The 21007-nt window shown below is 60.0% G+C and carries 25 protein-coding genes, 1 other RNA gene and 1 pseudogene; 16 read left to right on the top strand and 11 right to left on the bottom strand.

Features of this window, described 5'->3' with window-relative positions; all coding sequences use genetic code 11:
* Positions 1–14: 14 nt before the first annotated feature.
* The 10 genes and pseudogenes from ACYQ54_RS09415 to ACYQ54_RS09370 form a co-directional block, all read right to left on the bottom strand.
* Positions 15–662: pseudogene (locus tag ACYQ54_RS09415) on the bottom strand (thiamine phosphate synthase); the annotation flags it as partial.
* Between the two features lie 110 nt (positions 663–772).
* Positions 773–1840, bottom strand: coding sequence for a class II fructose-bisphosphate aldolase (gene fba, locus ACYQ54_RS09410; protein ID WP_460081384.1), 1068 nt, complete (start codon positions 1838–1840; stop codon positions 773–775).
* A 234-nt stretch (positions 1841–2074) separates the two neighbouring features.
* A complete protein-coding gene (locus ACYQ54_RS09405) occupies positions 2075–2443 on the bottom strand; it encodes a VOC family protein (protein WP_460081381.1) in 369 nt (122 codons plus the stop codon).
* Positions 2444–2468: 25 nt separating this feature from the next.
* Positions 2469–3662, bottom strand: coding sequence for a phosphoglycerate kinase (locus ACYQ54_RS09400; protein WP_460081380.1), 1194 nt, complete (start codon positions 3660–3662; stop codon positions 2469–2471).
* A gap of 28 nt (positions 3663–3690) precedes the next feature.
* Positions 3691–4314: a LysE family translocator gene (locus tag ACYQ54_RS09395; RefSeq protein WP_460081378.1), complete on the bottom strand. Its 624-nt coding sequence runs from the start codon at positions 4312–4314 to the stop codon at positions 3691–3693.
* Positions 4315–4355: 41 nt separating this feature from the next.
* On the bottom strand, positions 4356–4529 hold the full coding sequence (locus tag ACYQ54_RS09390) for a hypothetical protein (RefSeq protein WP_460081377.1): 174 nt from the start codon (positions 4527–4529) through the stop codon (positions 4356–4358).
* 22 nt (positions 4530–4551) lie between these two features.
* Positions 4552–4740: a hypothetical protein gene (locus ACYQ54_RS09385; protein ID WP_460081375.1), complete on the bottom strand. Its 189-nt coding sequence runs from the start codon at positions 4738–4740 to the stop codon at positions 4552–4554.
* Positions 4741–4906: 166 nt separating this feature from the next.
* A complete protein-coding gene (gene gap, locus ACYQ54_RS09380; RefSeq protein WP_460081373.1) occupies positions 4907–5917 on the bottom strand; it encodes a type I glyceraldehyde-3-phosphate dehydrogenase in 1011 nt (336 codons plus the stop codon).
* Positions 5918–6061: 144 nt separating this feature from the next.
* Positions 6062–8050: a transketolase gene (gene tkt, locus ACYQ54_RS09375; RefSeq protein WP_460081372.1), complete on the bottom strand. Its 1989-nt coding sequence runs from the start codon at positions 8048–8050 to the stop codon at positions 6062–6064.
* A gap of 84 nt (positions 8051–8134) precedes the next feature.
* Positions 8135–8419: a hypothetical protein gene (locus ACYQ54_RS09370; RefSeq protein WP_460081370.1), complete on the bottom strand. Its 285-nt coding sequence runs from the start codon at positions 8417–8419 to the stop codon at positions 8135–8137.
* A 67-nt stretch (positions 8420–8486) separates the two neighbouring features.
* On the opposite strand from ACYQ54_RS09370, the gene ACYQ54_RS09365 reads away from it, so the two are divergent.
* From ACYQ54_RS09365 to ACYQ54_RS09335, 7 genes are all read left to right on the top strand, one after another.
* Positions 8487–8783, top strand: coding sequence for a DUF4164 domain-containing protein (locus ACYQ54_RS09365; protein WP_077291769.1), 297 nt, complete (start codon positions 8487–8489; stop codon positions 8781–8783).
* 6 nt (positions 8784–8789) lie between these two features.
* The gene (locus ACYQ54_RS09360; protein ID WP_460081369.1) at positions 8790–9170 is read left to right on the top strand and encodes a cell division protein ZapA; all 381 of its coding nucleotides are present in this window, start codon (positions 8790–8792) and stop codon (positions 9168–9170) included.
* 129 nt (positions 9171–9299) lie between these two features.
* Positions 9300–9454, top strand: a non-coding RNA gene (ssrS, locus tag ACYQ54_RS09355) — 6S RNA.
* A 46-nt stretch (positions 9455–9500) separates the two neighbouring features.
* A complete protein-coding gene (locus ACYQ54_RS09350; protein WP_460081366.1) occupies positions 9501–10079 on the top strand; it encodes a 5-formyltetrahydrofolate cyclo-ligase in 579 nt (192 codons plus the stop codon).
* A 43-nt stretch (positions 10080–10122) separates the two neighbouring features.
* Positions 10123–10953 (top strand): TIGR00282 family metallophosphoesterase, encoded by an 831-nt coding sequence (locus ACYQ54_RS09345; RefSeq protein ID WP_460081364.1) that lies wholly within the window; start codon positions 10123–10125, stop codon positions 10951–10953.
* Between the two features lie 99 nt (positions 10954–11052).
* Positions 11053–11799, top strand: coding sequence for a YebC/PmpR family DNA-binding transcriptional regulator (locus ACYQ54_RS09340; protein ID WP_460081362.1), 747 nt, complete (start codon positions 11053–11055; stop codon positions 11797–11799).
* A 100-nt stretch (positions 11800–11899) separates the two neighbouring features.
* A complete protein-coding gene (locus ACYQ54_RS09335; protein WP_460081359.1) occupies positions 11900–12211 on the top strand; it encodes a MazG-like family protein in 312 nt (103 codons plus the stop codon).
* 219 nt (positions 12212–12430) lie between these two features.
* Here ACYQ54_RS09335 and ACYQ54_RS09330 read toward each other — a convergent pair whose 3' ends face one another.
* The gene (locus ACYQ54_RS09330; RefSeq protein WP_460081356.1) at positions 12431–13192 is read right to left on the bottom strand and encodes a sulfite exporter TauE/SafE family protein; all 762 of its coding nucleotides are present in this window, start codon (positions 13190–13192) and stop codon (positions 12431–12433) included.
* Positions 13193–13381: 189 nt separating this feature from the next.
* Here ACYQ54_RS09330 and ruvC point away from each other — a divergent pair, with 189 nt between their 5' ends.
* The 9 genes from ruvC to ACYQ54_RS09285 all read left to right on the top strand — a co-directional run bounded on the left by ruvC (position 13382) and on the right by ACYQ54_RS09285 (position 20980).
* Positions 13382–13897, top strand: a complete 516-nt coding sequence (ruvC, locus tag ACYQ54_RS09325) for a crossover junction endodeoxyribonuclease RuvC (RefSeq protein ID WP_460081354.1) — start codon at positions 13382–13384, stop codon at positions 13895–13897.
* On the top strand, positions 13894–14511 hold the full coding sequence (ruvA, locus tag ACYQ54_RS09320) for a Holliday junction branch migration protein RuvA (protein WP_460081352.1): 618 nt from the start codon (positions 13894–13896) through the stop codon (positions 14509–14511). The genes ruvC and ruvA overlap by 4 nt, the downstream gene beginning before the upstream one ends.
* Positions 14508–14753 carry an endonuclease gene (locus ACYQ54_RS09315; protein ID WP_460081350.1) on the top strand — a complete coding sequence of 82 codons (246 nt, stop codon included), beginning with the start codon at positions 14508–14510 and terminating at the stop codon, positions 14751–14753. The genes ruvA and ACYQ54_RS09315 overlap by 4 nt, the downstream gene beginning before the upstream one ends.
* A complete protein-coding gene (gene ruvB / locus ACYQ54_RS09310) occupies positions 14743–15783 on the top strand; it encodes a Holliday junction branch migration DNA helicase RuvB (protein WP_460081348.1) in 1041 nt (346 codons plus the stop codon). Before ACYQ54_RS09315 ends, ruvB begins: the two co-directional genes overlap by 11 nt.
* 171 nt (positions 15784–15954) lie before the next feature.
* On the top strand, positions 15955–18042 hold the full coding sequence (locus ACYQ54_RS09305; RefSeq protein WP_460081346.1) for a methyl-accepting chemotaxis protein: 2088 nt from the start codon (positions 15955–15957) through the stop codon (positions 18040–18042).
* Positions 18043–18126: 84 nt separating this feature from the next.
* Complete coding sequence (gene ybgC / locus ACYQ54_RS09300; protein ID WP_460081344.1) at positions 18127–18594, top strand: tol-pal system-associated acyl-CoA thioesterase; 468 nt, start codon at positions 18127–18129, stop codon at positions 18592–18594.
* Positions 18595–18859: 265 nt separating this feature from the next.
* On the top strand, positions 18860–19564 hold the full coding sequence (gene tolQ, locus ACYQ54_RS09295; RefSeq protein ID WP_460081342.1) for a protein TolQ: 705 nt from the start codon (positions 18860–18862) through the stop codon (positions 19562–19564).
* 3 nt (positions 19565–19567) lie between these two features.
* Entirely contained in the window at positions 19568–20020 is a 453-nt protein-coding gene (gene tolR / locus ACYQ54_RS09290) for a protein TolR (RefSeq protein WP_460081340.1), read from the top strand.
* 6 nt (positions 20021–20026) lie between these two features.
* Complete coding sequence (locus ACYQ54_RS09285) at positions 20027–20980, top strand: cell envelope integrity TolA family protein (protein ID WP_460081339.1); 954 nt, start codon at positions 20027–20029, stop codon at positions 20978–20980.
* Positions 20981–21007 lie beyond the last annotated feature (27 nt).

Raw genomic sequence — 21007 nt, 5'->3', positions numbered from 1 at the left:
GCATCCAGCTCGGGCTATTCGGCTTCGGGAAAGGGATGGGCGTCCAGAATACGGTTGGCTTCGGCAATGACAGATGAAATGTCCGTGGCGGATTGCCAGACGGCGTCCTTGAGGGCAACGAAATCTGCAGCGGTCGCTGCCACATCGCCCAGGGTGTCGAGCGAGTTGCCGGCAAGCGCGACACAGGGTGTTTCGAACAGTTCCGCCCACCACGACGCGCTGGCCAGGGTTCTGTCATGGGCTTCGGCCTTTTCAGGCAGATCCAGTTTGCCGAACAAGATGTAATCGACCCCGGTCTCGGCCCATTCCATGGAATCATGCTTCAGCTTGGTGCCGCCGGTACCGACGATCCGATCGGGTTTGAAGCTTTCCACCGCCAGTTTCAGGTCTTCCAGTGACGTGTCGACATGAACTCCGTCGGCACCGCTGCGGCCGGCCGCCTGGGTGTCGCGGTAGACGATCGCCGCTGCACCGCCTTCCTGGATGATCGGCACCAGTTCGCTGGCGGCGGCCTGCAGTTCCTTTGTGCTGGCACTTGGCAGGTAGATCATCACGCAGGCGATGTCGCCGCCGGTGAAGGCCTGTTTGAGCTTGGCCGCCATCTCGGCGGTGTCAAATTCCGGCGGCGTCACGAGAAAGAGGCGGGGACGGTTCACTTGTGCGGTCCTGGTTGATGTCTGATCGGGATTTTGTCCCTAAAGACGGCGAAAGAGGGACGCAAGGCCCCTCTTTCAAGAAAGTGAAAGAATTTATCTGCCGGTCCTGCCGAAAATCACGCGACTTTCGGATCCAGTTCGCCAGTCTGATAGCGTTTGGCCATATCGGCAAGCGTAATGATCTTCTTGATCTTGGACGCCTGTCCGGCGGTGTTGAAGGCTTCGAGACGCTCGATGCACAGTTTCTGCATGGCATCGCGGGCCGGCTTCAGGTATTTGCGCGGATCGAATTCACCCGGGTTCTCACTCAGGATCTTGCGGATCTGGCCAGTCATCGCCATCCGGTTGTCGGTGTCGATGTTGACCTTGCGCACGCCGTTCTTGATACCGCGCTGTATTTCCTCAACCGGCACACCCCAGGTCTGCGGCATCTGACCGCCATACTGGTTGATGATGTCCTGCAGGTCCTGCGGCACGGAAGACGAGCCGTGCATGACAAGGTGGGTTTCCGGAAGACGGCGGTGAATTTCCTCAATCACGTGCATGGCGAGAATTTCGCCGTCCGGCTTGCGGGTGAACTTGTAGGCGCCGTGGCTGGTGCCCATGGCGATGGCGAGCGCATCGACCTTGGTTTCCTGCACGAATTTGACTGCCTCTTCCGGATCGGTCAGCAACTGGTCGTGGCTGAGCTTGCCTTCAGCGCCGTGGCCGTCTTCCTTGTCGCCCATACCGGTTTCCAGCGACCCCAGAACGCCGAGTTCGCCTTCGACCGAAATACCGCCCAGATGGGACATGTCGGTCACGGTCTTGGTGACGCCGACGTTGTAGTCCCAGTTGGCCGGGGTCTTGCCGTCGGCTTCCAGCGAGCCGTCCATCATCACCGAGGTGAAACCGGCCTGGATGGCGGTCATGCAGGTCTGTGGCGCATTGCCGTGATCCAGATGCACGCAGACCGGAATGTGCGGATAGATTTCCACGACCGCATCCATCATGTGCTTCAGCATGATGTCGTGGGCATAGGACCGTGCGCCACGGGAAGCCTGGATGATGACCGGCGAATCGGTCTGGTCCGCCGCTGCCATGATCGCCAGCGCCTGCTCCATGTTGTTGATGTTGAATGCCGGAACGCCGTAGTCGTGTTCAGCAGCATGATCAAGAAGCTGGCGGAGGGTGATACGTGCCATCAAAAATCTCCCGAGGGTGCGGTTCCGATGAGCCGACAAGGCTGGCGAAAATCACGACACCTATTTTGCGGTGCGTCAAGTCCCGGTGGTTCTAACAAGATTTTCAGCCATGAACAGAGGGGCGTGACCGCTTAAATCAATTAAAATACAAGGGCCTGCCGGAAAACGTCCCGGCAGATTTAATTTGCAGATCGAATTAAATTGAGGCGTTCCGACTGCCTGCCCCGTGACAGTTTAGACCGGCGAACTGATATCGACAAAGGTTCCTGCCGGATCCCTGACAATCATCCGCATCTGGCCATAAGGCATTTCACGAGGTGCCTCGACCACATTCACACCGAGCGTCTGGGCGCGCTCGTATACCTCCGCGCAATTGTCGACGACAAATGTAAGGATAACCCCGGCGGTTGCCCGCTGCGCACGGGCCGGGACAATCTCGCTTGTCTGTTTCAGGATGCCGAGTTCAAGGGAAGGGTTTTCCGCATCTGCCAGACTAACGAACCAGTCGGACACGAATTGGGGCTGCATGGCCAACAGATCTTCGTAGAAGGCCGCCGTCGCGGCGACCTCCTCGGTCAGAATGTTGGTGAAACAGCGTTGCATTGCGGTTCCCTGTTCCTTTGAGCCGTCAGGCTTCGAGTGCCTTTACTCCCGGCAGTTCCTTGCCTTCCAGCCATTCCAGGAAGGCGCCACCGGCGGTGGAGACATAGGAGAAATCGTCCGCAGCGCCAGCATGATTGAGTGCTGCGACGGTGTCGCCGCCACCGGCCACGGAGTTCAGTTTGCCGGCCCTGGTATTGGCGGCTGCGTGTTTGGCGGCAGCAACCGTAGCGGTGTCGAATGGTGCGATCTCGAAGGCACCCAGCGGACCGTTCCATACGAGAGTTTTGGCGGTATCGATCCTGGCCTTCACCGTTTCGATGGAGGCTGCGCCGACATCGAGGATCATGCCGTCGGCCGGAATGGCATCGAGTGATACGGTCTCGTTTTCCGCACCGGCCTTGAATTCCTTCGCGACAACGGCATCGACCGGAAGGACGATCTCGCAACCGGCCTTGTCGGCTGCGGTCATGATGCGTTTCGCCGTTTCCGCAAGATCATGTTCGCACAGCGACTTGCCGACATCCGTACCCTGCGCTGCCAGGAAGGTGTTGGCCATGCCCCCACCGATCACCAGCATGTCGACCCTGGTCACAAGGTTTTCCAGAAGATCGATCTTGGAAGACACCTTGGCGCCGCCGACAACAGCGAGAACCGGACGAACCGGATTGCCGAGTGCGGACCCGAGCGCTTCAAGTTCCGCCTGCATGGTGCGGCCGGCATAGGCAGGCAAAAGCCGGGCGATGCCTTCGGTGGAACCGTGAGCCCGGTGGGCGGCGGAAAAGGCGTCGTTGACATAGATGTCGCCATTGGCGGCAAGGGCCTTTGCGAAGTCCGGGTCGTTCTTTTCCTCGCCCGCATGGTAGCGGGTGTTTTCCAGAAGCAGGACATCGCCATCGACCATCACGTCGACAGCATCCTTCGCGGCCTGACCGATACAGTCGTCAGCAAAGACGACAGGCTGGCCAAGAAGAGATGCGACCGCCAAGGCGACCGGGCCGAGCGACATGCCGGCAACGCGTTCACCCTTCGGACGGCCGAAATGGGCCAGCAGGATGACCTTCGCCTTCTTGTCGGACAGTTCGCGGATGGTCGGCAGAACGCGTTCGATACGGGTGGTATCGGTCACCTTTCCACCATCCATCGGCACGTTGAGGTCGACGCGGACCAGAACGCGTTTGCCGGCAATGTCAGTCAGATCATCGAGAGTTTTGAAAGCCATTGATTCACCTGTTGGAAAACGCCTGTCTTCAAGGACGGCTGGAGTTTGTGGAAACGGCGATGCCGATGCCGAACAAGGTCAGCAGAATGCCGAAGGAGCGCTCCATCCAGAGCTTGGCACGCATGAACTTGAGGCGCACGGCAGGCAGGGTGAAGAAGACGGTCACCAGAACGAACCACAGGAACACGCCACCGGCCATGATTACGCCGTAGCCGATCTGCGTCCAGAGCGGCGTTGCGGGAGACGTCACCTGAAGGAATACCGACAGGGCGAACATGGTTGCCTTCGGATTGGTCACATTGGTGAAGAAGCCCCAGCGGAGCGCGCGGAAGGGAGACATGCCGGACAGGGCGCCATCGGCCGGCATCTCCTTCGATGCCGTGCGGTACATGGTGACGCCTAGGAAAACGAGGTAGGCCGCGCCGATCAGCTTCAGCGCGTTGAAGAGCAGGATCGACTGGGAAACGATCAGGCCGATGCCCGCCAGCGCGTAAGTGACATGTACGCCAAGCGCCAGCGCGATGCCGAGCGCAGTCATTATGCCGGCGAGACGTCCGCCGATGAGTGCGTTGCGGAGGACGACGGCAAAGTCGGGCCCGGGAACGATTGCGACCACGACGGTCAGCGAAATGACGGTGAGCAGTTCGAGCAAGCAGGGAACTCCGGGAAGGGAAAAATGTCTTTTCGGGAGGGCTATCGATCGGGTGGTGTTTGAAGGCTGGCCATCGTTTCGGATTTTTGGCTATCCACATCCGGCTGCCAGCTCCGTTTGGTGTTTCTCGCGGAGCGTTCCTTCGACCGTTCGACGAAATAGAAGCCGACGCCGATCAGCACAACAAATCCGAACAGAAATGTCAGAGTGGTCATTTTCTGGATCCTTCAATTGGCATCAGGAATTTCCGGCCGGGAAATCCGGCTTTCGCAAGGCGTCGGTATCGGGATTGCCGATATCAGGCTCCGAGTCCTGATCTGAAGGGAACCGTTCGTTGTCCCTCTTCATGTCGACCCAATAGAAGCCGAAACCCACCAGGCAACCAACCGCGAACAACGACCCAAGAATGACCAGTAAGGCAGTCATGACGGCGTCTCCAGGATTGAACTGCACGTGTCTGCAGTTCCAGTCTACATGACCTTTGCCCTGGAGCTATGCCTGAAATGAAAACCGTGTCGCGGTCTTGCCGGAATTGGCACCCGTGCCGACCAAAAAAGACGCCGGATGGCCCGGCGTCTTTCGAAGGCAACAATCAGATGAGCTTTGCCATTGCCACAGCCGTGTCGGCCATGCGGTTGGAGAAGCCCCACTCGTTGTCGTACCAGGACAGGATACGCACGAAGGTGCCGTCCATGACCTTGGTCTGGTCGCAATGGAAGACCGAGGAATGGCTGTCATGGTTGAAGTCCATGGAAACCAGCTTGTCTTCGGTGTAGCCGAGCACACCCTTCAGCTTGCCGTTAGCTGCTGCCTTGATGGCTTCGTTGATTTCCTCAACGGTGGTGTCGCGCTTGGCGATGAAGTTCAGGTCGACCACGGAAACGTTCGGGGTCGGGACGCGGATGGCAACACCGTCCATCTTGCCAGCCAGGTCCGGCAGCACCAGGCCGACGGCCTTCGCGGCGCCGGTGGAGGTCGGGATCATGGACATGGCCGCAGCACGGGCGCGGTAGAGATCCTTGTGCATGGTGTCCAGGGTCGGCTGATCACCGGTGTAGGAGTGGATCGTCGTCATGAAGCCTTTTTCGATGCCGATGGCTTCGTTCAGCACATAGGCAACCGGGGACAGGCAGTTAGTGGTGCAGGACGCGTTGGAAACCACCAGGTCGTTCGCAGTCAGCGCATCGTGGTTGACGCCGTAGACGATGGTCTTGTCGGCACCGTCAGCCGGAGCGGAGACCAGAACGCGTTTGGCGCCGGCTTCCAGATGCATGGAGGCCTTTTCCTTGGCGGTGAAGATGCCGGTGCATTCCATGGCGACTTCGACGCCAAGCTCGCCCCAGGGCAGTTCCTTCGGATCGCGGATCGCGGTCACCTTGATCGGCTTGCCGCCGCCGACGGAAATGGTGTCGCCATCGACCTTGACCTCTGCCGGGAAGCGGCCGTGAACGCTGTCGTAGCGCAGCAGATGCGCGTTGGTCTCGACCGGGCCGAGGTCGTTGATCGCAACGACTTCAATGTCGGTGCGACCGGATTCGACGATGGCGCGCAGCACATTGCGGCCGATGCGTCCAAATCCATTGATTGCTATCTTGGTTACCATAATCCACTCCCGCAATCTTCGGCGTGCCTCATCATGGGCTAAACCGATTTAAAAACCACTTGTTGTGGTCACTTGATGAGCAGCTTTGTGCTCGAAAGGCCCGGCACCATAGGAGGAAGTCTTGGTGCCGGGAATTGATTTAAGTTAAGAGCCGAGCTTTGCCTTGGCGGCTGCAACGACGGCGTCCGCCGTGATGCCGAAATGCTCGTAGAGCTCCTTGTAAGGAGCGCTCGCGCCGAAGCCGGTCATGCCGACAAAGATACCGTCTGAACCGATAAAGCGGTCCCAGCCCATGCGGATGCCGGCTTCAACGGCAATCTTGACCGGGCTGTTGCCGATAACGGCGGCCTTGTAGTCGTCAGACTGAGCTTCGAACAGTTCGAAAGAAGGCACGGAAACCACCCGAGCGGCAATGCCGGCAGCGGTCAAATCCTTGTGCGCGTCGGCAGCGATCTCAACTTCCGAACCGGTCGCGAAAATGGTGACGGCTGCATCTTCGTCGCTGTCGATAAGCACGTATGCGCCTCTGGCGCAGAGGTTGTCTTCCTCATAGGTCTTGCGCAGCGACGGCAGGTTCTGACGGGTCAGCGCCAGGACCGACGGGCCTTCACGGTTTTCCAGCGACAGCTGCCAGCACTCGAGCGTCTCGGTGATGTCTGCCGGGCGGAAGAAGGACAGGTTCGGGATGGCACGCAGGGCGGCGAAATGTTCCACCGGCTGGTGCGTCGGACCGTCTTCGCCAAGGCCGATGGAATCGTGGGTCATGACATGAATGACCCGCTGGCCCATGAGCGCTGCGAGGCGGATCGACGGGCGGCAATAATCGGAAAAGATCAGGAAGCCGCCGGAGTAGGGGATCAGGCCGCCATGCAGGGCCATGCCGTTCATGGCCGCCGCCATGCCGTGTTCCCGGACACCGTAGTGGATGTAACGGCCGGAGAAATCGTCCGGTGTGACAGGCGCGGTCTGAGGTGTCTTGGTGTTGTTGGAACCGGTCAGGTCGGCGGAGCCGCCGATGGTTTCCGGAACCACTTCGTTGATGACGGTCAGGACAGCTTCCGACGCCTTGCGGGTCGCCATGGTGGGCTGTTCGTCAGCGAGCTTCTTCTTGTAGTCCAGAACGGCCTGGGTGAAGCCAGCCGGCAGGTCGCCACGATTGCGGCGCTCGAATTCGGCGCGGGTCTCGGCGTCTGCCTCGGCGAAGCGCTTCTGCCAGTCCTTGTGGGCCTGGGCAGAGCGAAGGCCGGCAATACGCCAGGCGTCCAGAATGTCGCTCGGAACTTCAAACGGCGCATGTGGCCAGTTGAGCGCGGCGCGGGTACCGGAAATCTCCTCGGCACCAAGCGGGGAGCCATGGACCTTTGCGGTGCCGGACTTGTTCGGAGCACCGAAGCCAATGGTGGTCTTGGCGGCGATCAGGGTCGGGCGGTCGCTGGCCTGGGCCTGACGAATTGCAGCGGAAATGGCAACCGGGTCGTGACCGTCGACGCTGAGCGTGTTCCAGCCGGATGCGGCGAAGCGGGCCTGCTGGTCGGTTGAATCGGTGATTTCGACCTTGCCGTCGATGGAAATGCCGTTGTCGTCCCAGATGACGATCAGCTTGTTGAGCTTCAGGTGGCCTGCCAACGTCAGGGCTTCCTGGCTGATGCCTTCCATGAGGCAGCCGTCCCCGGCCAGCACATAGGTGTAGTGATCGACAAGGTCTTCCCCGAAGCGGGTCGACTGCAGGCGTTCCGCGATGGCCATGCCAACCGCGTTGCCGAGACCCTGGCCGAGCGGCCCGGTGGTGGTCTCGATGCCGGCGCCGTGGCCGTATTCCGGGTGACCGGCGGTGCGCGCACCGAGCTGGCGGAAGTTCTTCAGCTCGTCGAGCGAGAAATCTTCATAGCCGAGCAGATACAGCAGGCTGTAAAGCAGCATCGAACCGTGACCGGCGGACAGAACGAAGCGGTCGCGGTCGGCCCAGTTCGGGGATGTCGGATCGAATTTCAGGAATTCGGTAAAAAGAACTGTCGCGATATCCGCAGCGCCCATGGGCAGGCCTGGGTGACCGGAGTTAGCCTTTTCCACGGCATCGATGGCAAGAAAGCGGATCGCATTTGCCATGCGCTGGTGTTTATCAAGATCGGTCATCGTCGTCCCGTTGCTTGCTTTGGAGCCCCCCTTGGCCGAAGCAGGGAGCCCGGCAAGGTTGTTTTGAGGTGCGTTGCTCAAGAATTAACTTTCGTCAATCTCGAACAGGCGCCAGACAAATATCAGGAACGGCACCCGAGTCAATAAAGCTGCCTTGGGTCTTTTGCGGGCTTGGTCGGGGAAGAATTTTTTCCTTCGCGCGTTATAGAGTTGAGGATTCTGCCAATGGTGGCATTGACTGAGAGAAGTTGCGGCGCCTAAGCTCAATGCTCTAACAAAGATTTGCTTTTTCGCCGTGAAACGCGCTTTGCCACGCATTGTCTGAAATGCACGCAATTTGAGCAGCAAATACAGGGTTGAAAGCGCCAAATCTCCAGTCTGACCTCGGAAGGAATGGGCGGACCGCCGCAGAAGAACGATTGGGACGACGTAATTAATGGCGGATGTCGACTGCATGGAAAAGACCAGCCTGGCCGATGCGGTAAAGCGCCTGGACAAAGCCGTCGGCAATCTCGAAGCGGCTGTCCAGCGGCGCCTTGACGCAGACAGGTCGCTGAATGCCCTGCAGGACGATCTGCAGCGGCTTGGCGAAGACCGCTCCCAATTGGCAGCCTCACTTGATGAAAGCGAAGCACGGGCTTCCCGCCTGGAAGAGGCCAACCGGGATGTGTCCCGGCGGCTGGTCTCTGCGATGGAAACCATTCGCAGCGTGCTCGACGCGCACGGAGGCTAGGCGCATATGGCTCAAATCACGGTTACCATTAACGGCAAGTCGTTCCGGATGGCGTGCGACGACGGCGAGGAAGAGCGCCTGATGGGCCTCGCCGCGCGTTTCGACGGCTGGATCAACGACCTTCGTGGCGCCTTTGGCGAAATCGGCGACCAGCGCCTGACGGTGATGGCCGGCATCATGGCGGCCGACCAGCTTTCGGAACTGGAACGCAAGGTTGCCCGGCTTGAAGAGCAACTGGCGGACGCCAGGAACCAGCAGGTGGCCGCGCTCGACAACATGAGCCAGAACGAGGAAGAGCTTTCGCGGGCGGTCAACACGGCCGCCGCACGCATCGAAAGCCTCGCCGATGGCCTGTCCAAGAGCTTGCGCACCCAGGACAACGCCTGAGGCGATTGTCTGACCGGTATCTTGCAGCAAGGCTGCACGTGTTCACACGAGCCACTCTCAAGAAACTTCGTTTGTGATGAATTTCATGCCGCACTGGTAATTGCGGCTGCACCGGATTATATGCGGTACTTGCGGCTGCCCGATACGTCAGGAACATTATCCCCGGGGCCTTACGCATTCCCTTGGGAGCTGTCCCTGCGCTGGGCCGTGGTCCGTTGCATACGGCGCCCACCTACATAGTAGGTTTCCCGGGATTGCAAATCCAACGGTCGGGCGGCTGCGCGTTCTTGTTTGTCTGAACGGTGGCCGATGCAATTGACACGAGGCCTCATGACCGACCTTTCCACCATCGCGACCGAAAAAGACAGGCTCCGCAAAGATGTGCTGGCTCGCCGCAAGGCAATGCCTGTTGTCGAACGGATTGAAAAAAGCCTTCAGCTGAGTGATTTTGCCGATGATCTGCCGCTGCCGGCAGGAGCGGTGGTTGCCGGGTTCTGGCCAATTCGCGACGAGATCGATCCGCGCCCGCTGATGGATCGCCTGCGTCAGCTCGGGCATCCGCTCAGCCTGCCTGTAATGACAGGGCCAAGCCTTATCTTCCGCCGCCTGGAACGGGACACGGAACTGGTTTCAGCCGGTTTCGGTACGTCGGAACCTGGTCCTTCCGCCGAAGAAGTGCGTCCGGACGTTCTTCTGATGCCGCTCGCCGGCTTTGACGCGCGGGGCACGCGCATCGGCTACGGCAAGGCTTTTTACGACACCACAATTGCGCAGTTGCAACAGTCCGGTCCCCTTTTGTGTATCGGGCTCGCCTTTTCCTTGCAGGAGGTTGACCGCGTCCCCTCGGAAGCGCATGACAAGCCGTTGAATGGAATTTTGACCGAGCAGGGGTACCGGGCGTTCGGCTGACGGCATGATTGACAGCCGAAAGCAGGCCGTTCAGTGAAGATATATGCGTATTCTGTTTCTGGGCGATCTTGTCGGCCGCGTGGGCCGTACCGCCGTCATTGAGCAACTGCCGGAGCTGGTGGAAAGCAACCGGCTCGACTTCGTGATCGTCAACGGCGAGAACGCTGCATCCGGGTTCGGCATTACCGAAGCCATCTTGCAGGATGTTCTGGACGCAGGCGCCGACGTGGTCACAACCGGCAATCATGTGTGGGACCAGCGCGACACGCTTGTCTATATCGAACGGCAGGACAGGCTGCTGCGTCCGGTGAATTATCCTAACGGAACACCCGGCCGCGGTGCGCATCTCTTCACCGCCAGAAACGGTGCGCGGGTGATGGTCGCCAATGTGATGGGGCGCGTCTATATGGACGCGCTGGACGATCCTTTTGCAGCCATCGACAACGTGATCAACGGATGTCCGCTCGGCGATGTGGCCGATGCGATCATCGTCGACATGCATGCCGAAGCCACCAGCGAGAAACAGGCCATGGGCCATTTCCTGGATGGCCGCGTCAGTCTCGTTGTCGGTACGCACACCCATGTGCCGACGGCCGATCACCAGATCCTGGAAAACGGCACGGCCTATATGTCGGACGCAGGCATGTGCGGTGCTTACGACAGCGTGCTGGGCATGGACAAGGAAGAGCCGGTCAACCGGTTTCAGCGCAAGATCCCGAGCTCCAGGTTCACCCCGGCGAACGGCGATGCAACGATCTGCGGTGTTGCCCTGGAGACGGACGACCGTACGGGTCTTGCCGAGCGGATCGCACCACTGCGGATCGGCGGGCGGCTGGAGCCCGTGATCCCCCACTTCTGGCCGGACGGGGCCTGACCACCGGCGAGATTTTCTCTGCGCTGGATTTTCCGGGTCAACTTGCCTATAAGCGGCGCAGTTTTCACTGACATCACCTGTAAAGAACCGAGAAGAGCCATGGCAGGCCATTCAAAATTCAAGAACATCATGCATCGCAAGGGACGCCAGGACGCGGCCCGCTCCAAGATGTTCTCCAAGCTGTCCAAGGAAATTACCGTCGCCGCGAAGATGGGCGACCCGGATCCGGATTCGAACCCGCGCCTGCGCCTTGCCGTCCAGAACGCCAAGGCTCAGTCCATGCCGAAGGAAAACATCCAGCGGGCGATCAACAAGTCCCAGTCCGGTGACGACGACAACTACGAAGAAGTCCGCTACGAAGGCTACGGCCCGGCCGGCGTTGCCGTGGTCGTCGAGGCTCTGACGGACAACCGCAACCGGTCGGCTTCCAACATCCGCTCGTATTTCACCAAATGCGGCGGCTCGCTGGGGGAAACTGGGTCGGTGTCCTTCATGTTCGACCGGGTTGGCGAGATCATCTACAAGCCGGAAGCCGGCGAAGCCGACGCTGTTCTGGAAGCCGCGATCGAGGCAGGGGCGGAAGATGTCCAGTCCGACGAGAGCGGTCACACGATCTACACTGCCTTCGAAGACCTGAACGATGTCTCCGCGGCCCTTGAAAAGGCGCTGGGCGAAGCGGATTCGGCCAAGATCATCTGGAGGCCGCAGAACCTGACACCGGTCAATGCGGACAAGGCCCAGACCATGATGAAGCTCATCGACATGCTGGAAGACGACGACGACGTCCAGAACGTCTACTCCAATTTCGATGTCGACGAAGAAACCATGGCCTCTCTGGCTTCCTGAGGGCCTCAGGATATGGATCTGAAAACCCCGGCTCTGCCGGGGTTTTTGTTTTGGAGTTCCTGAGGGCTCGGGCCTTCGTTGAACCAGGGAAACCGATCGCATGTTCAATATCTTCGATCTGACGCGGAATGATCCGAAGACCTTGCAGGAACGGGCGCTGAAGCTGGCGGAAGAGGCTGGAGAGCTGGCGCAGGCTGTGCTTTCGGCGACGAAAGCACCGGGCAGCGAATACAAGAAGCAGACATTGGCGGATGTGCGCGAGGAAGCCGCCGATGCTGCGATCGTGGCGCTGAGCGTTCTTGCGCAGGCTTCTTCAAGCAAGGAAGAGTTTGAGGTCGAGCTCAACCGGCTGATGGCGGAAAAATGTGCCAAGTGGCAGGCAAAGCTTCAGGAAAAGTCTTTGGCCGAATAGGGTTTGCGCCGCGTTTTTGGGGCGGTTTTTGCAATATCTGAAGCCAGATAAATATGGCTTTCTTCTTTTCACCCTCATCTTGAGGAGCCGCGTTAGCGGCGTCTCGAAAGATGGGCCACTTGTACCTGAGTGCGCAGCCCATCCTTCGAGACAGCGCTTCGCGCTTCCTCAGGATGAGGAGGTGGGTGGAGCCGACGCAAGATTCCGGATTGGAACCGCCTACCGGAACAGTGGGTCGAGCAGGGGCATGCTTGACAGCGCGGCGAGTGCGATCAGTCCGTAGGCAAGCTTGCGGTAGAGGCTGGGGTCGGCACGCTTGAAGCCGTTGGAACCCAGGTAGATGGCAAGGGCATAAACAGGGACCGCCATCACCAGGAGCTGGAACACTTCAAGCGTGAAGAAGCCGTTGAAGATATAGGCAATGAAGGTTCCGATGCTCGCCAGCGCGAAGAAGACGATCAGGTTGGCGCGCACAATGGCCGGTTCCTTGGCGCTGGACAGCCAGAAGGCAACAACCGGCGGGCCGGAGACCTGCGAAATTCCGCCAAGGACACCGGCAACCGCACCGACGCCGAGGGAAACCGGTCTGGAGGGCTTGCGTTCATAGCGCCAGCCGGAGACCAGCAACAGCAGCAGGCCTGTGACGATTGCAAAGATCGTCCAGCGCAGAACCAGCACGTCCGCATTTGCCAGCAGCCACGCGCCGACCTGGACGAAAACCACCGCGCCAATAACTGCGGGAAGCACTGTTGCCCAGTTGCATAGCCTCAGCGCCCTGACCACCAGCGGCAGGGCGACAATGCCGTCAATGAACAAGAATGTGGCCGCGGCGGTTGAGGGCAGCATGACGCTGGCGGCAACCGGCATGAAGATCATTCCAGCACCGAACCCGGCAAATCCGCGCACGCACCCGGCGATGAACAGAACGGCGGCGAGGAAAACCAGAAGGCCGGGCGAAAAGGAACTGAAAATGTCGGCCATAGAAACTCGCGGGACGGACGGGATCGGAAATAGTGAGGCCCTGCGGTTGGTGGGCCCTTGCGGGAAAGCGGCCTGCTGCTGAGGGTGAGAACTGATTACACGCGTTTTCAGGTGTTTTTGACAGGCATTCCGGTGGTAAGCCGCGCTTTGGCTGGCGTCAACGGGGAAGTTTTGTTACCGATTTGTTCCATGATACACGCGATTCGTTTGCTGGGCATCGACCCGGGGCTGCGGCGTACCGGCTGGGGCATGATCGAGGCGGCGGGAAATCGCCTTTCCTTCATCGCTTCCGGTACGGTGACCTCCGACAACAAGAAGAGCCTGGCCGAGCGCCTGGTACAGCTGCATGATGGCCTCACCGACGTCGTGCGCCGTCACGAACCGGCGGAAGCCGCGGTCGAGCATACGTTTGTCAACAAGGATGCGGGAGCGACGCTGAAGCTGGGGCAGGCGCGCGGGATCGCGCTGCTGGTGCCATCGCTTGCCGGGCTGCCCGTTGCCGAATATGCGCCGAACCTCGTCAAGAAAACCGTTGTCGGCACAGGCCATGCGGAAAAGGAACAGATCCGGGCCATGGTCAAGATCCTGATGCCACGGGCCACCTTCAATTCGGACGATGCCGCCGATGCACTGGCAATTGCCATCTGCCACGCACAGCACCGGTCCAACAGCACGGCGCGGCTTGCCGCCATGGGGGCAATATGATCGGTAAGCTGAAGGGTACAATCGACAGCTACGGCGAGGATCACGTGATCCTGGATGTGCATGGGGTGGGCTATCAGGTCCATTGCCCTTCCCGCATCCTTCAAGGCCTGCCCCGGGCGGGTGAAGCGGCTGTCCTTTTCATCGAGACGATCGTCCGCGAGGACATGATCCGCCTCTATGGCTTCGGTGTCGAGGCGGAACGTGAATGGTTCCGTATCCTGATGACGGTGCAAGGGGTCGGTGCCAAGGTGGCGCTCGGCATTCTGGGCATCCTGAAGGCAAGTGAAGTCGCCAACGCGATTGCCCTTGGCGACAAGGCGACGATCTCGCGCGCGCCCGGTGTCGGCAAGCGCGTCGCCGAACGTATCCTCTCGGAGCTCAAGGACAAGGCGCCGGGCCTTGCCACGGTGGATCAAGGCACGATTGCGGTGTCCCAGAACGTGGCCGACAATGTGGCCGCGCGGCCGGTGGCCGAGGCGGTATCGGCGCTCACCAATCTGGGGTATGCACAGGCGCAGGCGAGCGGCGCCGTCGCAAAGGCCCTGCAGTCAGCCGGTGAGGACGCGACCACGGAAACGCTGATCCGCCTTGGCTTGAAGGAATTGGCCGGATGATCGCCGTTACCTATGGCATCATAGCCGTCGTGTTCGTGGTTCTCGGCATTGGCGGCATCGTGTATCTCGATCATCGCTTCAGTGCTTCGGTGGGGGATCGCCCCTTTACCGTCAACGGGCGCCGCGTGGAGTCGGACGATCCGTTTGTCCTGCGCCAGTTCAAGAAATTCTATGCGCTCCGGGTGGCCTATTCCCTGGCTCTTCTGGTGCTGCTGTTTGTGGTCGTAAGCCATGTCGGATGACACTCGCATCGTGACGCCGGAAATCCGGGGGGACGAGATCGATTCAACCATGCGCCCCCAGGTGCTGGATGATTTCGTCGGTCAGGCCCAGGCGCGCGCCAATCTGAAGGTCTTCATCGGCGCGGCGAAAGCGCGTGGTGAGGCGCTGGACCATGTGTTGTTCGTCGGGCCTCCGGGCCTCGGCAAGACGACGCTGGCGCAGATCATGGCACGCGAACTCGGTGTCAATTTCCGCGCAACTTCCGGCCCGGTCATCGCAAAGGCCGGGGACCTGGCCGCCCTTCTGACCAACCTGGAAGAGCGCGATGTGCTCTTCATCGATGAGATCCACCGGCTCAATCCGGCGGTCGAGGAAGTACTTTATCCGGCGATGGAGGATTTCCAGCTCGACCTGATCATCGGTGAAGGCCCTGCCGCGCGGTCGGTCAAGATCGATCTGGCGAAGTTCACGCTTGTTGCGGCGACCACACGGCTCGGCCTGCTGACGACGCCGTTGCGCGACCGGTTCGGCATTCCCGTCCGGCTGCAGTTCTATACGGTCCCGGAGCTGGAACATATCGTCAAGCGGGGGGCGTCCATTCTCGGCATCGGCATGGTCGAAGAAGGCGCGCGGGAAATCGCCAAACGTTCACGCGGGACGCCGCGCATCGCCGGACGGCTGCTGCGGCGGGTGCGCGATTTCGCCATCGTTGCCGGGGTCGAACGGGTCGACAGGGAACTTGCGGACAGGGCGCTTCTTCAGCTTGAAGTCGATGCCGCCGGGCTCGACAGTCTCGACCGGCGCTATCTGACCCAGATCGCCGTCAACTTCGGCGGTGGGCCGGTGGGTATCGAGACCATTGCAGCAGCGCTTTCAGAGCCACGCGATGCGATCGAGGAAATCGTCGAACCGTACCTTATTCAGAACGGATTCCTGCAACGGACACCGCGTGGTCGTATCCTCACGCCCATGGCGTTCGAACATCTTGGACTTGCCGCGCCGTCCAGACCGGATGCACCGCAAATGGGTCTGTTTTCCGATCCGGATTAGCTTACGTAGTATTTATAAAATAGAGCCTCGTTATTTATATCTAACCCTGCATAGCAATTAAGCATTTATTCGCGAATGTTGCCGTATCGTCGCGTTAACTATGCGGGGGAAACCATGCGGAAGCGGCTTTCATCTAAACTGGCTTTAATGTTTCTGGCCGGCGCACTTACCATGTGCGTGGCAATTGTGACGGTCACTTCGACCATTTCTCGGGATGTTGCTAACGGTCAGGCGGATGCCGGATTGCAAAGCGCGACCAGGGCAAAACAGAAGGTTCTTGAACTCTCCCTCGGGCAGGTGAGGGACAGCGCTGCGTTCTTCTCCACGCTGGAAGGCGCCAAGGACAGTCTGATGAAGACCATGGTCGGGTGGAAGAACCTGAAGGATGGGCAGAAAAACGCAGAGGAGAGCCAGAAGGAGGGGCCCAAGGAGCTTCTTCGGAGGATCTTCGTGACAGACAATCCGCATCCCGAAGGTGAGCGTCACCTTCTGGTGGAGCCGGAAGAGTCCAACTACTACGTGAACAACCACAAGGTCGTTCATCCGATCTACCAGGAACTGGTCGATCAGGGCCTGTTCTCGGATGCGGCACTGGCCAATCCGGACGGGTTCATCACCTATACCTTCCGCAAGGGTCCGGAATTCGCCTTCCACGTCAACGACGCGCAAATCCAGGGACATCCGGTACAGATTGCCATGGGCAAGCTGTTCGAAGCCTCGAAAAACGAGACGCTGGCGGCTGGACAGATTTATTCTTCTGGGTTCGTGACGACAGAAGATGGCACAGTCTCTGAGGTTCTCGCGGTGCCGGTCTTCTACCTCGACCGGTTCTTTGGCGCGGTGGCGTTTACGACCAACATGGAGCATCTGGCAAACCTGTTGAACGAAAAAACGGGTCTCGGCGAGAGCGAGCGCATCTTCCTTGCCGACTCAGACGGCAAGCTGGTTCAGCTTGATGAAGTGGGCCGCGCCAGTGCAGTTCACATGATCTCCGACATCAAGGTCGATGACCGGCTGATCCGCCTGGATGATGGCGTCTACCGATTTGCGGAAGCAAGCAACACGTTCGTCGGATCGCCCTTCGGTGTGGTCGATGCCGTCAAACAGACCGAACTGTCTGCTGCAGCCGACCGCATCACCTATGGCGCGATCATTTCCGGGTTCCTTTGCCTGGTGCCGATTGTCGGCCTGATCTGGTGGGTGACCCGGCGCATGTTCGCTCCCATGGAACGTCTGTCGGTCGCAGCCCGCAAGATTGCGGACGGCGATCTGGAGGTCGCTGTCGAAGCAACCGAACGCCAGGATGAGATCGGCCGCATGGCACGCTGTATCGAGGTGTTCAAGGACAGCTCCATCGAACGCGAGCGTCTGGCATCGGAGCGCAAGGTCGGCCACATCGCCCGTGAACAGCGCGAGAAAACGATCGATGCTCTGATCGCCGCATTCCGGGCCGAGTCGCAGGCGGTTCTGGAACTGGTGGAAACCAATATTGCCCGTGTGGAAGAAGTCTCTTCCGCCCTCAGTCACCGGTCCACTGCCGCGTCAGACCAGGGGCAGACCGCAGTGTCGACTTCGGAAAACGCCTCTTCCAACGTGCAGGCAGTTGCCTCCGCGACCGAGGAACTCAACGCGTCAATCTCGGAAATCTCTCGTCAGGTCGAAACCACGGCGACCATCGTGGCCCAGACAACGACTGCGGCGCAGAGCTCCAATTCCAAGATCTCCGGACTTGCGGAAGCGGCCAACAAGATCGGCGATGTCGTGTCGCTGATCTCCGAGATTGCAGAGCAGACCAACCTGCTGGCGCTTAACGCGACGATCGAAGCCGCACGTGCGGGCGATGCCGGCAAGGGCTTTGCGGTCGTTGCGTCGGAAGTCAAGTCGCTCGCCGGCCAGACCGCCAAGGCAACGGAAGAAATCTCCGCGCAGATCGCGGCAATCCAGGCCTCTACCACCGAAGCAGTGGAAGAGATTGCCCGGGTGTCGGAATCGGTCGAGGAGGTCAACTCCTACACCACCACGATTTCGGACGCCGTGCAGCAGCAGGGCGCTGCCACCGGTGAGATTTCCCGAAACGTCGCAGAAGCCGCGGAAGGCACCCGCAGCGTTGCAGAAACAGTGGCATCGCTGAACGAAGGAGTTGCCGAAAACTCGGAAGCGGTCGGCGACATGCTGAACGCGACCATCGAGATGAAACAGCAGGCGGAACAGCTTCGTGCATCCGTCGAGAAATTCCTCTCCGAGGTTGCCGCTGCATAAGATACAGCCTACGTAAGGGCCAGGCACGAGCCTCCCGGTCGGTCGACCGGGAGGCTTTTTCATTCAGCTTTCGAGGGACAAAGCGTGTCGGACTGGCCGGATCTCGCCGGCCGCCTGGAAGATGGCGGTCATGTGCTACCTGTTCGCGTCTACTACGAGGACACGGATTTCACGGGTATCGTCTATCACGGAGCCTATGTGCGCTTTTTCGAGCGTGCCCGGTCGGACTTTCTCCGTCTCATCGGCATTCATCATTTCGAAATGGCGGAAGGTAGCCACGGTGCCTCCCTGGCCTTCGCGGTCAAGACAATGACGCTGGATTTCCAGAAGCCGGCCCGGATCGACGATGTGCTGGAAGTGCATACAAGCATTGCGGAATACAAAGGTGCCCGAATCCGGCTCGATCAGCTTATATACCGGGGAGAAGAGCTGCTGGTTTCGGCTGCCGTCACCGTTGCAATCATCACCTCGCAAGGGCGTCCGACCCGACTGCCGCAGGTTCTGGCGGAAAAACTGCTGCAACATGCACCGGGAGAAAACACCGACGGTTGAAGGGGTTGGAGCTGAATGCGCGCGCCTGCTGCTTGAGGTCGGCAAAATACTTTCAAAACACATTACTGCGTTAATCTTGCAGTAACCTTAATTGATTCCTTTAGAGAGGGACTTCCTTTGATAGGAAAAGTCCCAGTTTTGACAAAATCAAACGTCAGAGAGGCGGCTGGTTACAAGAGCCGGCCGGCTGATTCCGGTTCCTCGCTGTCGTTTTCGAAACCTTGAATGCAAAACAGCGTCAGACGGCCAAGGGGTCATTGAATTTATGGAAACACTTGTCCAATCGACATTGGCGCCGGAGAGCGGCATTTCGTTTTTTGCGCTGTTCTGGCAGGCGCATATCGTCGTCAAGCTCGTGATGCTCGGTCTGCTGGGCGCTTCGGTGTGGTGCTGGGCGATCATCGTCGACAAGATCATGCTGGTCGGCCGGACCCGGCGACAGATGACACGGTTTGAAACGGTGTTCTGGTCGGGCCAGTCTCTCGAAGAGCTCTATAATACGCTTCACAATCGCGTGAACCATTCCATGGCGGCGCTGTTTGTCGCGGCCATGCGCGAATGGAAGCGCAGCCACGAGGGCGCGCGGCCTGCCATCGGCAGCCTGCAGCAGCGTATCGACAGGGTGATGGACGTCACCATCCAGCGCGAAGCGGAGCGGCTGGAAAGCCGGCTGCTGATCCTGGCGACCGTGGGATCGGCCGCACCGTTCATCGGCCTGTTCGGAACGGTCTGGGGTATCATGACCGCGTTCCAGGCCATTGCAGCATCCGAAAGCACCAACCTTGCCGTTGTGGCACCCGGTATTGCCGAGGCGCTGTTTGCGACCGCCCTTGGTCTTCTGGCAGCCATTCCGGCGGTTATCGCCTACAACAAGTTCTCCGCAGATGTCGGCAAGGCGGTTTCGCGCATGGAAGGCTTTGCGGACGAATTCTCCGCCATCCTGTCCCGTCAGATCGACGAGAGGGGCTGATCCATGGCCATGCAGGTCGGTTCAGGTCAGGCAGGAGGCGGGCGGCGCGGACGGCGCAGGCGCCGCCACGCCCCCATGAGCGAAATCAACGTCACGCCGATGGTCGACGTGATGCTCGTGCTTCTGATCATCTTCATGGTGGCGGCTCCGCTGCTGACGGTCGGTGTACCGATCGATCTGCCGGAGACGAGTGCCAAGGCACTGGAAGGCGACACGGAGCCGATAACCATCTCGGTGAACGCGGCTGGTGAAATCTTCATTCAGGATACGCCGATCACCCTCGACGAGATCGTGCCGAAACTCGAGGCCATTGCCGCCAATGGCTACGAGGAACGTATCTACGTGCGCGGCGATCAAGATGCCGACTACGGCACCATGATGAAGCTGATGGGCCGCATCAGCGCGGCCGGGTTTAAACGCCTCGGTCTGGTCACTCTGGAAGAACGGGACTCGTAACGCGTCATGCGCGCAGGTCTCATCGCGTCTCTGGCCGGTCACTCGGCTTTCCTGCTCTGGGGCTTGATAGCCTTTCCGGACGCTGAGAGCTTTGCTGTTCCGCAGGTGGATTCCCTGCCTGTCGAACTGGTGCCCATCGAGGAAATCACAAAGCTTCGGATCGGCGAAAAGAACGCCGAGGTCCGGGACGTGGCCGCGGTGAACCCGAGCGAGACCCCGGCTGAGGAACCGCCCAAGCCAGCCGACAAGCCGGGTGAGAGCAAGGTCGAGCAACCGACACCGCCATCACCGGCTCCGTCACCCACACCTGCTCCGGCACCGGAACCGCAGCCCGTGGCAGACCCCGAGCCTGCGCCTGCACCAGCCCCCGAACCGGCGCCGGTGGCAGAGCCCGCACCTGCACCGGATCCCGCTCCTGCGCCGGAACCTGTGCCACAGCAGCAGGAGGCCGCGCCTGCGCCGCAGCCGATCGTGACAAAGGTTTCGCCGCGCTCGAAGCCGACGCCGCCGAAGAACGCGCCCGAGCCGCCGAAGGAAAATTTCGACAGCACGGATATCGCCGCGCTTCTGAACAAGGTCGAACCGGCCAAGCAGGCAGGTGAAGCCAGCCAAAACCCAGCGTCCCTCGGGTCCCAGCGTGGGCAGCAGGAAGTCCGCATGAGCCAGTCCGAGCTGGATGCGCTTCGCGGCATGGTGGCGCAATGCTGGAACCCGCCGGTTGGTGCAGTCGGAGCGGAAGATCTGAAGGTTCGTGTTCGTTTCAACCTGTCCCAGAACGGTCAGGTGTCGGGCCAGCCGGAAGTCATGAATTCCAGCGGCAACCCGGCCTTCGGCGCAGCCTCAAGCAGTGCGGTGCGCGCGATAATGCGCTGCCAGCCATACAATCTGCCAATTTCCAAGTATGAAGCTTGGCAGGAAGTCATCATCAATTTCGACCCCAGAGAGATGCTCGGGGGATAGGCTGGCTCGACCAGTTCAAACGTCCAT

It is taken from the genome of Roseibium sp. LAB1, assembly GCF_054658235.1.
This window is presented reverse-complemented; position numbering and strand designations above follow the sequence as displayed.

Bases quoted from the DNA above. Each gene is read 5' to 3' on its own strand.
- fba (WP_460081384.1), bottom strand. From the start codon at position 1,840: ATGGCACGTATCACCCTCCGCCAGCTTCTTGATCATGCTGCTGAACAC.
- ACYQ54_RS09405 (WP_460081381.1), bottom strand. From the start codon at position 2,443: ATGCAACGCTGTTTCACCAACATTCTGACCGAGGAGGTCGCCGCGACG.
- ACYQ54_RS09400 (WP_460081380.1), bottom strand. From the start codon at position 3,662: ATGGCTTTCAAAACTCTCGATGATCTGACTGACATTGCCGGCAAACGC.
- ACYQ54_RS09390 (WP_460081377.1), bottom strand. From the start codon at position 4,529: ATGACCACTCTGACATTTCTGTTCGGATTTGTTGTGCTGATCGGCGTC.
- ACYQ54_RS09385 (WP_460081375.1), bottom strand. From the start codon at position 4,740: ATGACTGCCTTACTGGTCATTCTTGGGTCGTTGTTCGCGGTTGGTTGC.
- gap (WP_460081373.1), bottom strand. From the start codon at position 5,917: ATGGTAACCAAGATAGCAATCAATGGATTTGGACGCATCGGCCGCAAT.
- tkt (WP_460081372.1), bottom strand. From the start codon at position 8,050: ATGACCGATCTTGATAAACACCAGCGCATGGCAAATGCGATCCGCTTT.
- ACYQ54_RS09365 (WP_077291769.1), top strand. From the start codon at position 8,487: ATGGCGGATGTCGACTGCATGGAAAAGACCAGCCTGGCCGATGCGGTA.
- ACYQ54_RS09360 (WP_460081369.1), top strand. From the start codon at position 8,790: ATGGCTCAAATCACGGTTACCATTAACGGCAAGTCGTTCCGGATGGCG.
- ACYQ54_RS09350 (WP_460081366.1), top strand. From the start codon at position 9,501: ATGACCGACCTTTCCACCATCGCGACCGAAAAAGACAGGCTCCGCAAA.
- ACYQ54_RS09345 (WP_460081364.1), top strand. From the start codon at position 10,123: ATGCGTATTCTGTTTCTGGGCGATCTTGTCGGCCGCGTGGGCCGTACC.
- ACYQ54_RS09340 (WP_460081362.1), top strand. From the start codon at position 11,053: ATGGCAGGCCATTCAAAATTCAAGAACATCATGCATCGCAAGGGACGC.
- ACYQ54_RS09335 (WP_460081359.1), top strand. From the start codon at position 11,900: ATGTTCAATATCTTCGATCTGACGCGGAATGATCCGAAGACCTTGCAG.
- ACYQ54_RS09330 (WP_460081356.1), bottom strand. From the start codon at position 13,192: ATGGCCGACATTTTCAGTTCCTTTTCGCCCGGCCTTCTGGTTTTCCTC.
- ruvC (WP_460081354.1), top strand. From the start codon at position 13,382: ATGATACACGCGATTCGTTTGCTGGGCATCGACCCGGGGCTGCGGCGT.
- ruvA (WP_460081352.1), top strand. From the start codon at position 13,894: ATGATCGGTAAGCTGAAGGGTACAATCGACAGCTACGGCGAGGATCAC.
- ACYQ54_RS09315 (WP_460081350.1), top strand. From the start codon at position 14,508: ATGATCGCCGTTACCTATGGCATCATAGCCGTCGTGTTCGTGGTTCTC.
- ruvB (WP_460081348.1), top strand. From the start codon at position 14,743: ATGTCGGATGACACTCGCATCGTGACGCCGGAAATCCGGGGGGACGAG.
- ACYQ54_RS09305 (WP_460081346.1), top strand. From the start codon at position 15,955: ATGTGCGTGGCAATTGTGACGGTCACTTCGACCATTTCTCGGGATGTT.
- tolQ (WP_460081342.1), top strand. From the start codon at position 18,860: ATGGAAACACTTGTCCAATCGACATTGGCGCCGGAGAGCGGCATTTCG.
- tolR (WP_460081340.1), top strand. From the start codon at position 19,568: ATGGCCATGCAGGTCGGTTCAGGTCAGGCAGGAGGCGGGCGGCGCGGA.
- ACYQ54_RS09285 (WP_460081339.1), top strand. From the start codon at position 20,027: ATGCGCGCAGGTCTCATCGCGTCTCTGGCCGGTCACTCGGCTTTCCTG.